9 protein-coding genes and 1 pseudogene are annotated in these 11927 nt (G+C 70.0%); 4 read left to right on the top strand and 6 right to left on the bottom strand.

The genetic code is table 11. The features are described 5' to 3' along the window. Positions 1–133: 133 nt before the first annotated feature. The 5 genes from ACWD01_RS29820 to ACWD01_RS29800 form a co-directional block, all read right to left on the bottom strand. Positions 134–1774 (bottom strand): glycosyltransferase family 2 protein, encoded by a 1641-nt coding sequence (locus ACWD01_RS29820; protein ID WP_451166047.1) that lies wholly within the window; start codon positions 1772–1774, stop codon positions 134–136. A gap of 5 nt (positions 1775–1779) precedes the next feature. After that, positions 1780–2946 (bottom strand): glycosyltransferase, encoded by a 1167-nt coding sequence (locus tag ACWD01_RS29815; protein WP_451166045.1) that lies wholly within the window; start codon positions 2944–2946, stop codon positions 1780–1782. Continuing rightward, complete coding sequence (locus ACWD01_RS29810; protein WP_451166043.1) at positions 2943–5759, bottom strand: bifunctional glycosyltransferase/CDP-glycerol:glycerophosphate glycerophosphotransferase; 2817 nt, start codon at positions 5757–5759, stop codon at positions 2943–2945. The genes ACWD01_RS29815 and ACWD01_RS29810 overlap by 4 nt, the downstream gene beginning before the upstream one ends. A gap of 482 nt (positions 5760–6241) precedes the next feature. Beyond that, positions 6242–7588, bottom strand: coding sequence for a hypothetical protein (locus ACWD01_RS29805; protein WP_451166041.1), 1347 nt, complete (start codon positions 7586–7588; stop codon positions 6242–6244). A 64-nt stretch (positions 7589–7652) separates the two neighbouring features. After that, positions 7653–8120 (bottom strand): GtrA family protein, encoded by a 468-nt coding sequence (locus tag ACWD01_RS29800; RefSeq protein WP_451166039.1) that lies wholly within the window; start codon positions 8118–8120, stop codon positions 7653–7655. A 98-nt stretch (positions 8121–8218) separates the two neighbouring features. Here ACWD01_RS29800 and ACWD01_RS29795 point away from each other — a divergent pair, with 98 nt between their 5' ends. The 4 genes and pseudogenes from ACWD01_RS29795 to ACWD01_RS29780 form a co-directional block, all read left to right on the top strand. Continuing rightward, positions 8219–9232: a glycosyltransferase family 2 protein gene (locus ACWD01_RS29795; RefSeq protein ID WP_451166037.1), complete on the top strand. Its 1014-nt coding sequence runs from the start codon at positions 8219–8221 to the stop codon at positions 9230–9232. Positions 9233–9310: 78 nt separating this feature from the next. Continuing rightward, positions 9311–9565, top strand: coding sequence for a DUF2188 domain-containing protein (locus ACWD01_RS29790; protein ID WP_451166035.1), 255 nt, complete (start codon positions 9311–9313; stop codon positions 9563–9565). A gap of 223 nt (positions 9566–9788) precedes the next feature. Then, positions 9789–10583: a maleylpyruvate isomerase N-terminal domain-containing protein gene (locus ACWD01_RS29785; protein ID WP_451166034.1), complete on the top strand. Its 795-nt coding sequence runs from the start codon at positions 9789–9791 to the stop codon at positions 10581–10583. 127 nt (positions 10584–10710) lie between these two features. Further along, positions 10711–11165 (top strand): annotated as a pseudogene (locus ACWD01_RS29780) (transposase); the annotation flags it as partial. Here the strand turns inward: ACWD01_RS29780 and ACWD01_RS29775 are convergent. Beyond that, positions 11147–11599: a DUF5959 family protein gene (locus ACWD01_RS29775; protein WP_451166032.1), complete on the bottom strand. Its 453-nt coding sequence runs from the start codon at positions 11597–11599 to the stop codon at positions 11147–11149. The pseudogene ACWD01_RS29780 and the gene ACWD01_RS29775 overlap by 19 nt on opposite strands. Between the last annotated feature and the right edge of the window lie 328 nt (positions 11600–11927).

Here is an 11927-nt window from a genome sequence, read left to right as displayed (position 1 = left end):
CCTCCGCCTTGCGAGGCGTCCCCTCGGCCCTGGCGGGCCTGGGGAGACCCCATGCACCAGACCCCGCTCACCGATCCGGCCTGATCCAAACGAAAGACCCTAGACCCGGGTCGTGCGGCCGGACGCGCGCCGGCTATTCGACGTCCCTGCTCATCAGCCGGCGAAGCCTGCGCGTGACCACGACCGCCGCCGCTCCGGGGCCCGGTGCGATCCGGAGGGCGAGTGAGCCGCCGGCCGTCGCATAGGGCTGGACCAGCGTCACCCCGTGGCGCCGGCCCGGGATGACCGTACGCCGCAGTCCGGAGCCGGTGGCGCGGACGGAGGTGTAGACCGAGGAGCCGTCGGCGCAGTGCAGCCGGGCCCATACGTCCCAGGCGTCGAGCCGGTGGGCGTGTTGGCCGTTCATGCGGTCGAGGCCGGTCAGGTGCACCGTGCCGTTCCACGTCGGCCCGTCCGGTCCCCGGTGCCGTGTCAGGGTACTGCTGCGGCTCAGCCCCACCCGTCCGTCGGTTCGGCGGCGCAGCTCGATGTCGAGGCTCTGCGGGTCCGCCGCGGCGAGCCGTCCGTAGAGCTCGTGCACGGTGATCCGCAGGACCCCGGGCCACCCCCATATGTGCGGCTCGGCGTCGATGGCGACCGGCAGCCGGCTGAGCGGGTCGCTCTCGATGGTGTCCAGCACGACCTCGGGCAGGTCCGCCGCCCAGACGGCACGCCCGTTGACGCACGCGTACGGCGGGAGCAGCCGGGGCGGGCTGCCGCCGAGGCCGATGAGCCTCGGCAGGTCGCGGGGCCGGTCGGCCCCGGTGACGATCCCGGCGAGCCAGCGGGAGGGGGCTTCGGCAGCGCGCAGGTCCGACTCGTCGAAGAAGGCGAGGTGTTCGCGGGTGAGCCGCCACCACTCGGCGTGGTGACCGCTGTCGTGGGTGCCCAGTTCGTGGACGTACATCCGCAGGTCGTGGTCGAGGAACTTCACCCGGGCGGCGTGGGCCAGCTCCTTCCGGCCGGCCCGCTCGAAGACCTCGACCGCGCCGCGGTGTGCCCGCAGTCTGCTGTGCCAGTTGTCGACGCCGCCGCGGGCCAGGGAGATCGACGGGTGGGCGGCGGAGCGGCGAACGTGCCAGAAGTAGACGGTGTCGGGGATCAGGGCGATACGGGGTGACGCGGCCAGCAGCCGCGCGGTGAACACGAAGTCCTCGTAACGGAAGGCCCCTTCAGGGAACGTGACGCCGTGCTCCGCCAGGAAGGCGCGGGAGTAGAGCTTGTTGACGCACAACGTGTCGCGCACGAGAGCGGGCAGCTCGGCGGGGGAGTCGTGGACCGCCGCCCGCCGGAAGAGCGCCTCCTGCCAGGGGGTGTCGCGCATCTCGGGCAGCTCACGGCGCAGGCACACCCCCGCGACGACGGGTGCGCCGTGACGTACGGCGGCCGCGAGCAGGGCGTCGACCGCGCCGGGCGCGAGCTCGTCGTCGCTGTCGAGGAACATCACGTAGGGGGCCGTGGCCTCGCGCAGACCGTCGTTGCGGGGCGTGCCGCAACCGCCGCTGTTGACCGTGCGGCGCACGACCCGGACGACGGCGTGCCTACGGGCGAGATCCGCGGCCACCACGGCGGTGCCGTCGGTCGAGGCGTCGTCGACCACGAGGACCTCGGCGACGACCGGGCCCTGGCGCACCGCGGACAGCACGGCATGCTTGATGTGCCGCGCGTCGTTGTATCCGATCACGACGACGCTGACGCTGCCCGTCAGCCGGCCACGGTCTGTTTCCGCTGCCATGTGCCTCACCGGTCGATCTCGTCGAACAGACGCTCCCAGCGGTCCAGTACGACGGGCAGCTCCAGCGGGGCGACGTGCGCCCGGGCGGCGAGGCCGTAGCGGCGGCGCAGCTCCGCGTCGTCGGCGAGCTGCCGCAGGGCGCCGGCCAGAGCGGCGACGTCTCCCGGCCGCACCAGAGTGCCCGTACGCCCGTCGTCGACGAGTTCCCGCACCCCGGCCGACAGGTCGAAGCTCACGCACGGCACGCCGCAGCCGGCCGCCTCCGCCAGCGCCATCGGACGTCCCTCGCGTTCGCTGGTGAGGGCCACCACGGCCAGCTCCCGGTACGCCGCCGCCATGTCGGAGACGCTGCCGCGGAATCGCACCCGGTCACCGATCCCGAGGCGGGCCGCCTGCTCCCGCAGATGCGGCTCCTGAGGGCCGTCGCCGAAGAGGTGCAGCTCCCAGCCGGGGAGGTCGGCGCAGGCGAGCGCGAAGGCGTCGATGAGACGGTCCAGCCGTTTGAGGGCGTCCAGCCGGCCGACGGCGCCGATGCGCCGGGTGTTCAGCGGGGCCGGGGCCGTGGACGCGAAGGGCAGCGGGTTGGGCATGGCGGTCGTGTTCGGCAGCCGGTCGCGCTGGAACGCGGCGACGTCCCCCTCACTGAGGAAGACCGACTTCTCCAGCAGCGGATAGTGGCGCCGGATCAGGCGGAGATGGTCCGTGCCCTGGGCCTGGGCGAACGACTCGTGGTACTGCCCGATGCCCTTGAGGTGCGGCCACTCGACGGACGCGAGCCAGTCGGCCGCCCAGGGGGAGCCGATGATGACGTAGCCGTCGTCCACGGAGGCGAACCGCCGCGCCAGCTTCTGCCTGGCCCGCTCCCGCTCGGCCCGGGCGGCGCGTGCCGCGTGCATCCGCACGGGGCTGAACCGCTCGCTGAGGCGCTGGGCCCGCCACGGCGGAGCCGACGGCCTGCGGTAGAGGGTGGTGTGCCGGTAGGCCGGTTCGCGGAAGTACGCGTACGGCTCTGGGCTCGGCCTGATCCCGATCAGGTCGACCTGGTGCCCGCGTTGCGCGAAACCCTGGGCGAGGGTGTGCAGTACCCGCTGTGATCCGCCCATCGAGTCGACGTCGATGCCCACCAGGAAGAGGTTCCGGCGGTGTCCGGTGGGCTGCGTTCCGGTGCTCATCCGCTGTCGCCTCCGAAGAACATGTCGACGACGGTCTCACTGGCCCGTCCGGTCTCGCGGGCGTTGAACCTGGCGTTGAAGGCGGCGTACGCGTCGGCCCACTTCATCCGTACCTGGTCCAGGTCCCGCATGGCCTCCACGAGTTCCCCGGTGGTGGTCAGCATGGGGCCGGGGGCGATGTCGGGGAGGTTGTAGTAGGTGCCGCGAGCGCTGGTGCTGTACTCGTCGTAGTCGTCGGTGAAGAGCAGGACGGGACGCCCGAGGTTCGCGTAGTCGAACATCACCGACGAGTAGTCCGTGAGCAGCGCGTCCGAGGCGAGCAGCAGGTCGTTGATGTCGGGGAACGCGCGGCCGTCGCGCACGGCGTGGCCCAGTTCGCGCGGCACCGTGAAGCGGTCGTAGTAATGGGGACGGACCACGACGATCCACTCGTGGGCGGTCTTCTCCACCAGTTCGGCCAGGTCCACCCGGATCGAGCCGCCCGAGCTGTTCCCGTCCCGGAAGGTCGGTGCGTAGAGCAGCACCTTGCGTCCGTCCGGGATCTGCAGCCGGCGGCGTGCGGCCCGGGCCCGTTCGCGCTGTTCCGGCTCGTCGCAGCGGACCAGCACGTCGTTCCGGGGGAGCCCGCAGGCCAGCAGCCGGCCCGTGTACCCGTTCGCTCGGACGAAGGTGCGTTCGAACTCTTCGCTGGGCGAGATGAGGGCGTCCCAGCGCGAGATCATGTCGCGGTGCTTCTGCTGCCGCTCGGGACTGCCGAAGCGCAGCGCGGCGAGGTCGAACCCCATGTGCTTGACGGCCTGCCCGTGCCAGGTCTGCAGATAGCGGGTCTCCGGGCGTTTCGGGTAGACCGAGGGGAAGCCGTGCGAGTCCACCCAGTAACGGGCGCGGGCGAGGGTCAGCACGTACTCCCAGCTCCCGCGCCGCACCAGGTCCAGGCCCTCCGGGAACGCCGCACGATCACCCGAATAGGACCAGACGGCGCGCAGCGGCAGACCGCGCCGGACCAGCTCCTCGTAGATGTAGCGCGGGCTGTCGGTGTAGCCACGGCCCTCCAGGGCCTCGAAAACCACCAGCGCGTCGTCCACCGGCAGTCTCTGCAGCTCGCGATAGGCGAGCGCCTTGACGTGCGCCCCGTTGAACCTGCGCTGCACCTGCCGGATCTTCCGGCGCAGCGGCCGTACCCGCGGCACCAGCGTCTCCGCGTGCGCGAGCGCGCCGGATCGCGACCAGGTGAATTCCAGCCGCCCGGCCCCCTTGCCCTCACACGCCACGCGAACGTCCTGGCCGGCGAGCGTGCCGTGCAGCGTCAGATGAGCGCGCAGCGGACGCAGGTCGGCGGGCGCGAGCACCACATCCGTGCGCTTCACCCCCAGCCGTTCGAGGACCACCACGGGGTGACGACGGCCCTTGAAGCCCTTGGCGCTCAGCGGGACGCGCCGGAGATCGAGCTCGATACACGCGCTGTACACATCAGGTTCCCCGCCGGCCGGCAGATACCGGAACGGGACCTTCAACGGCGCGCCTCCCGCGCCGAGCCACAACTGTGCCGTCACCTGCTCGGGGCCGGACAGCAACCGCGCCGGGTCGTAGGTGCGCAGCCGGAGGCGCAGCACGCGACCGGCCGGAGTCAGGGCGTGCACCTCGTGCCGCACGGGGGCGGACGCGAAGGGCTGCTCGTCCAGATGCCACTCGCTGATGTCCAGCTCGGTGAAGTCCGTATCGCTGCTGTCCGGCTCGCGGCCGCCGTCGGAGCCGGGTGCCGGGGCGGGACGTCCCCAGTACGTCCGCCCGGACCGCCTGCTCACGCGCCGTGGGGCGATCCGCGGGCTCCCCAGCGCCCGGGCGGCCTCCTTCGCCTCGTCGAGGCGGCCGGAGCGGAGCAGGTGGTGACAGATGCGCTGCTCCCGGCACACCGAGCCCATCGCCTCCGTGGTGAGTTCGTCGAGGTACGGCGTCACCAGCTCGGCGAACCGTTCGGTCCACTCGCGGTCCCGGAATGGGAGATCACCGAGGTAGAGGCGCAGGTCGTGGCGGAGGAACTTCTCGTCCTTGAACGGGCGCAGATCGGCGTTCCCGCTCTGTACGAGGAACCGGTCGATACGCCGGGCCACGGCGATCCGGTCGGCCACGTTCCGCAGCTTGTGGCGACTGGAGGAGATGGACAGATGGGCCGGGTCGGCCGAGAGCCGCCAGGTGTAGACCGGCCACGGAACGACGGCGAAGCTGCGGGCCAGGGTGTAGGCCATGGCCGTGAACAGCTGGTCCTCGTAGTGGATGCCCTCCGGAAAGCGCAGGTCGTTGCCGGTGATGAAGTCGGCTCGGTAGAGCTTGTTCGTCGAGAGATGGTCGTGGAAGTACTCCGGCGTCTCCCGGACGCCTTCGACGATCCGGACCTCGTCGAAGAGGGCCGGATACCACAGACCGGTGGCACCGGTCTCCTCGAAGATCCGCGTCACTTCGCCGGTGACGAAGTCCACCCCGGTCCGCTCGGCGACGAGCAGCATCGATTTGCAGGCGTGCTTGGGCAGTTCGTCGTCACTGTCGAGGAACATGACGTACGGCGCCCGCCCGGCCGCCAGGCCGGCGTTGCGTGGCGCACTGCATCCGCCGCTGTTGCTGTCCAACCGGAGGTAGCGGACCCGCGGGTCCGCGTCCTGGAGAGACCGGGCCACGGCCGGCGTGCTGTCGGTCGAGCAGTCGTCGGCGATGATCACCTCGAGGTTCCGCAGGGACTGGTGGAGTACCGACAGCACTGCGCGGCTCAGGCGGTCGGCGTCGTTGTAGACGATGACGACGACGGTGACATCCGGCACAGGCGCTCCTCATTCCACTCGGTTCGCCCCACCCCTGTCCGAACCATTGCACCAGGCTCTCCATCCGGCAGCCACCGGTGACGGCTTGTCCGCGCTCGGCCACGGCTCGTCCACCGTCCGGGTGAGGAATCGGCCGGAAAACCGCAGCCGGACGCGGCGCTGCCGGTCTGTCGCGAGGCGGGTAGCTTGGGAGAAGGCGCTCGAATGCACCGACCAGGTGGACGCTGTGCTCCACGGCTGTCCCGGACGGGAAGTGATGCGAGATGGTCTTCCTTCTCCTTGTGGCCATTCTGGTCATCGCGCTATGGATTTCCGGCGGCATTATCGAGAAGTCGTACTGCGACGGTCGAGATCAACGTCACTCCGACTAGTGCGGCGTCCGGGGTGTGCGCTTTCATGGGTTGTCGGCTGTCGCGGATCGGCACCGTACAGCAACGGGCCGGCGGCACGTACAGCAGCCGGCCGGCCGTTCGCCGGCCGGCTCACCGCCCGCGACAGGCGGCTCGGCGGTCCAGCAACCAGAGAAGCGCACCGATCGTGCATGCAATCGCCGACCAGTACATGTACCGGTAATTCGCCACCGGGAGAATGGGAAAGTAGCCGAGCACATAGGCCGCTGCGCTGATCCCGAGGGCTCGTACCGGCATGGCGAATGTCCCACTGCCCGGACGGACGGCCAGAACGACGGCGAGGGTGAGCCAGAACCATCCCGCGAAGAGAACCGGCAGATCCCTGGCCGCACCCTCGACATATGTCTGGAGCGCTCGGCCAAGCCGGGGGTGGGAAAGCTCCAGTCGCAAATCATTGGCGGCGATCCCGGGATGGTACTGGTAGCGCGGCTCGAAAAGGAATTTCGAGAAGAGTTCCAGTCGGTACTGGAGATATCCCGGCACGTGGCCGGTCATCTCGCTGATCCACAGAGAGGTGATCTGATCCGTGTGAGCGACCGCGGTGAACGGTCCGTGCTCCCCTTCTCCGTAACAGGTCCAGTACGTGTCCGACAAGGAGTTGACGCGGTCGCACTCCTCGGCCGCGGCCACCAGGTGTTCCCGCAGATCCGGTGAGACGTCTGCCGACCGCAGCTCCCGCACGCTCGGGACGTGCAGCAGGTCGTCCAGCATGATCTGTGAGACCTGGCTCGTCTTCACCGGCCGTGCGAACGCCGAAACGGCGGCAGCTGACGCGACCAGCCCGAGGACGAGAGCCGCCGTGGAGATGAACCAGACCCGGCGCGAGGGCTGGGGCCACAGCGCGAGCACCAGCATCACGAAGACCGGAATCGCGGCGAAGACAGCGTTCTTGCGGACCAGGACGGCGTAGACGAGCAGGAGCACGCCGAGGGCGAAGAGAACCCGGCGCAGGACCCTGCGGTCGGGTCGCAGGCGCAGGCCGGTGAGCGCGATCGCGCTGGTGAGGAGAAGGGCGAACGCCATGTGGACGTCCTTCCACACCACTCCGGCAAAGGTGACGACGTGGGGGAGCAGTCCGACTCCGAGGACGGCGAAGGCGCCCGGCCGGCTTCCCGTGGCCCCTTGGACGCAACAGGCGATCGCCCACAACGCCACCCACAGGGCGACGGCCTGCAGGACGGCCATGGACGCGGGCGTGCCGGTCACCGAGATGACGGCACGCCAGAAGAGGCTCATCACGGGCGGATGCCAGTCACTCAGGCGCTCCAGCCCCATGGCCTGCTTGAGTTGGTAGAGGGAGTCGACGCTCAGGTAACCGGGGGAGAAGGTGAGAGTCGTCGCCAGGCAGCCGACGGCAGCGGCGACGGCCAGGCCCCAGGCGCCGCGCCACCAGTGACCGATATGCCCAATTCGCCCCATGGGGTGTGATGCTAACAGCGCCGATCGGGCCGGACGTGTCCTGCCGTACGGGGCTGAGTCCCCGTCACGCCGCGACGAAGACGTAGCGCCGGTATGCGAAGAACCGGAACAGCGTGGCGAGAGTCCAGCCGCAGGTGCGGGCGACGTTGTCGCTGAGGACCGAGTCGAGCCCGAGCAGTTGCCGGGACAGGAACACCGTGGCCGCCGTGAGGGCCATGCCGATGATGTTCACGAAGGTGAACAGAGCCAGCTCGCGGACCGCGTTCTCCCGGTGTCGCTGCCGATAGGTCCAGTGGCGGTTCGCGACCCAGCTGAAGGCCGTCGCGACGCCCGTGGCGATCACCGACGCCTGTACGGGCCCGTCATGCAGGGGGCCGCCGCCCGTCCCGGGCAGGCCGAAGACCAGCAAGGTGTAGCCGCCGTTGTCCAGTACGAAGGCCAGGGCGCCGACGGTCGCGAACTTGGCTGCCTCGCGCCAGATACCCCTGATGGCGTCCCGCATGCGAAGAGCCAGAGATGCGAGAGCTGCCACAAAAGGGAGGATAACGGTCACGGTGTGCCTGCGGCCGTCCGGCATCCCCGTGTCGCACCATGAGCGCAGTGGACCGTCTGCCCGACCGAGGAGAACCAGTGCGCCCGACGATCGCCTGCGTCGTGCCGTGCCACAACGAGGAAGCCGCCGTCGGCAAGGTGGTACGGGATCTGAGAGCAACGCTCCCCGAGGCCGACATCTACGTCTACGACAACAACTCCACCGACCGCACCGTGGCGGTCGCCCGCGAGGCGGGCGCGATCATCCGGGTCGAGCCGCACAAGGGCAAGGGCAACGTCGTCCGGCGCGCCTTCGCCGACATCGAGGCCGACGCCCTGCTGATCATCGACGGAGACGACACGTACGACGCGACCCGGGCCCGTGACATGGTCGACCTGCTGTTCGAGGGCCCCTACGACCAGGTCGTCGGCACCCGCACCGTCGCCGACGACGGCGCCTACCGCGCCGGGCACTCGGCCGGGAACAAGATGTTCACGTCGGCGGTGCGGATGCTGTTCGGGCGCGATGTGACCGACATGCTCAGCGGCTACCGGGTCTTCTCACGGCGCTTCATCAAGTCCTTCCCCGCGCTCTCGCGGGAGTTCGAGATCGAGACCGAGATGACGGTGCACTCCCTGAGCCTGCGGCTCCCCACGGCGGAGATCCCGGTCGACTACACGGGCCGGCCCACCGGAAGCGAGAGCAAACTCCGTACCTACCGGGATGGTTGGCGCATCCTCGGCCTCATCCTCAACCTCGCGCGCCGCGAACGCCCCTCGCTCGTCCACACGACCATCGCGGGCCTGCTCGCCCTCGTCGCGATCATCCTCGGAACCCCGGTCGTCGTCGAGTTCGCCCGCACAGGCACCGTGCCACGCCTCCCCACGGCGGTCCTCGCGGCCACGATCATGACCATTGCGGCACTCGTCCTCCTCCTCGGCTACGTCCTCACCTCCGTCATGCACATGCGCCGCGAACAGTCCCGCCTCATGCACCTCGCCTACCCGGCCCCGGGGAGCACGCCGAGCGGGGCGGCGGCGGAGCCGGGCGGGGTGGACACGGAGGCGGGTACGGGGGCGGGCACGGGGGCGGGCACGGGGGCGCGTGGCTGAAGGGCTCCGGCGCCCCTGCGGGGCGGGCGTCGCCGGGGGATCCTGGGGAGAGCAAGCCCCGGCGACCCGGGAGGACCGATGGCAGCGAAGCAGCCGAGGACCGTTTACCACATCACTCCGGGGAAGGGCAGCAGCGAGGAGCGGTGGCAGATCCAGCACACGGAGGGCACCCGGGAGTTCGCGGAGCCCTACCCGACGCAGAAGGAGGCCATCCACTCGGCCCGCCGCCAGGCCAAGGAACACAAACCGGCTCAGGTCGTCGTCCACGGCCGTGACGGGCGCATCCGCACCGAGTACACGTACGGCGACGACCCTCGCGACATCCCGGGCTAGGACCGACGGTGCGCGAGGGCTGCGTGCGATTGCCAGTGAGGATCCCCCGGTCCAACGGAACACCCCCGCCTGCGCGGGGACCACCTTTGAACCCGTCGACCGCGATCTACTCGACGGGGGGACACAGCCTCTTCCGAGGGTGCGCGGCCCGTGCCGCGCGCCCGCCGCGGCGGCTGTGAGAATCCGCATGCGGTCGCCTGGAACACAGTGATAGACATCCGGCGTGCAAAACACTCTGGATTTTCCCGACCTGCTGCGACTCATCGACGAACGGTCGGCCGCCTTCCGCGCCGCGGTCGCCGCCGCCCCCAGCCTCGACGTGCAGGTGCCGACCTGTCCTGAGTGGACGCTGTTCGATCTGGTGAAGCACCTGGGCGAGGGGCGCCGCGCCTGGGCCGCCACCATCGCCGCAGGGCCTGACGCCACGGCCAAGTCCGCCCCGCAGGGCGACCCGTCCGCGCCCCGGGAACGCGAGGCCCTGCTGGCCTGGTTGGCCGCATCGACGCAAGAACTGCTGGACGCACTGCGGGAGGCCGGCCCGGACCGCGGTTGCTGGACGTGGTGGGGAAAGTCGCAGTCGCCGCAGACCTGCGGTGCCGTCGCCCGGCACCAGCTCCACGAGATCGCGGTGCACACCTACGACGCCCAGCTCACCGTGGGCGCCCCGCAGCCGTTGTCGGACGAGGTGGCACTCGACGGTGTCGAGGAGTTCCTGTCCACCATCTGCACGACGACGGTCGCCTGGCCGCACGAGCCCGCCACTGTCGATTACCACGCCACCGAGGGCCGCTCCTGGCGCAACTGGCTCTCCGGCGACGGCGCGCGGTTCGACCGCCTGCCCGAACCCGGCACAGGGCCCGCCGCCGACGAGGAGCCGGACGGGGCCGACGCCTCCGCCCGAGGCACGGCCAATGAGCTAGTCCTGGGCTTCTACGGCCGTATTCCGTTCGACTCCCTGAAGCTCGACGGCAACGGACGTATTTTCGACCAACTGGTGGCCTGGGATCCGGAGCAGTAGTCTTCGCCACCACCCCCCACATCACAACCACCCGTGCCCGGGCCGCCCACGCGGCCGGGGGCACTGCCCGTCCAATCGCAGGAGGCTCGTCCGAGCCTGACGTGCCGACCGCGCGCCCGTCGCATGTCGATCGCATCGGTGCGGCCCGGCGCCGAAGCCTCGTAACACCCCGGCGATCAACGGCATCCCGCTCGCCGCCACCCTGACCGGCGGCAGCCGCAACGACGTCACCCGGCTGACCCACTCCTTCAGGCCGTGCTGTCCGTGCGGGGCCAGCGTGGCCGGCCCCGGCGCCGCCCGGACCTAGCACTGGCCGACCGCGGCTACGACCACGGCAAGTACCGCCGTCTCATCTGGGACCCCGGCGTGAAGCCGTTGATCGCCCGCCGAGGCGCCGGGCACGGCTCCGGGCTCGGCACCCAACGTTGGGTCGTGGAACGCGCCTTCGCCCATCTGCACTGGTTCCGTCGCCTGCGCATTCGCTGGGAAGTCCGCGACGACATCCACGAGGCCTTCCTCACCCTCGGATGCGCACTCGTCTGCCGGCGGCGCCGGGCCGCAGTTCAGCGCCGCCACGCATAGGCACCGGGTGAAGACTCCAGCACTTCGCTCGGCCACTCCTGCAGTACCTGCCTGAGTAGCCTCCGCTGCTCGCCGATCCAGCCCTTTTCAAGACTCATGGGAAGGAACACGGAGACGCACGAACTGCCCAGATCTTCTACGCGGACAGCGACAGTCTCATGCTCCTCGTTGTACGGCTGGATCTTGATCTCGGGGCTGTGGTCGTCATCCCTCCAACAGATGTCCTGACCGGCAGCAAGCAGGTCCAGAGCACGGGACCACTCCTCCAGATCGGAAGGGAACAGGGACATGGCCAGCCGACCGCCGACGAAGCTGCTGGTCACAATGACCTCTGCGTCGAGCTGGTCGTGAAGATGCAGCACGCCCGGCGACCTACGCCCCAGCACACGCACCCGGAAGCTGTTGTCGCCATCCGAGAGGCTGATCAGTTCCACCCTGCACCCTCTGCACTGCCCGCTCACATCTGTCAGAGCTCAGGGTCTCTGAACCAGATCAACGGGCACAAGCAGGTTGTCCCCGGCCTCATCCGTTAGGAGTTCTGACGCCGATGAGGGGACCGGGTGGCGAGAAAGGCGAGGGGCGGGGTCGGTCTGACATGGCCTTGGTCAAGGGAGGAACAAGCGGAAGGACCGTCCCCGCACCCGCGGGGATGGCCCCAGGCCCAGTAGCGCCTCGGAGTCCGGGGCCGGGCCTCGGTCAGTCTCGCCGCGCGCCAGGAAGACTTCGCCAACGCACACGCCCGCAGCACCCGGCTCGTCATCC

Source organism: Streptomyces sp. NPDC002835 (genome assembly GCF_053591995.1).
The sequence above is the reverse complement of the archived record's forward strand: the minus strand, read 5'-3'. Positions and strand labels throughout refer to the sequence as shown.

What these genes read in the sequence shown, in the direction of transcription:
- ACWD01_RS29820 (WP_451166047.1), bottom strand. Translation starts at nt 1,774, where the DNA reads ATGGCAGCGGAAACAGACCGTGGCCGGCTGACGGGCAGCGTCAGCGTC.
- ACWD01_RS29815 (WP_451166045.1), bottom strand. Translation starts at nt 2,946, where the DNA reads ATGAGCACCGGAACGCAGCCCACCGGACACCGCCGGAACCTCTTCCTG.
- ACWD01_RS29805 (WP_451166041.1), bottom strand. Translation starts at nt 7,588, where the DNA reads ATGGGGCGAATTGGGCATATCGGTCACTGGTGGCGCGGCGCCTGGGGC.
- ACWD01_RS29790 (WP_451166035.1), top strand. Translation starts at nt 9,311, where the DNA reads ATGGCAGCGAAGCAGCCGAGGACCGTTTACCACATCACTCCGGGGAAG.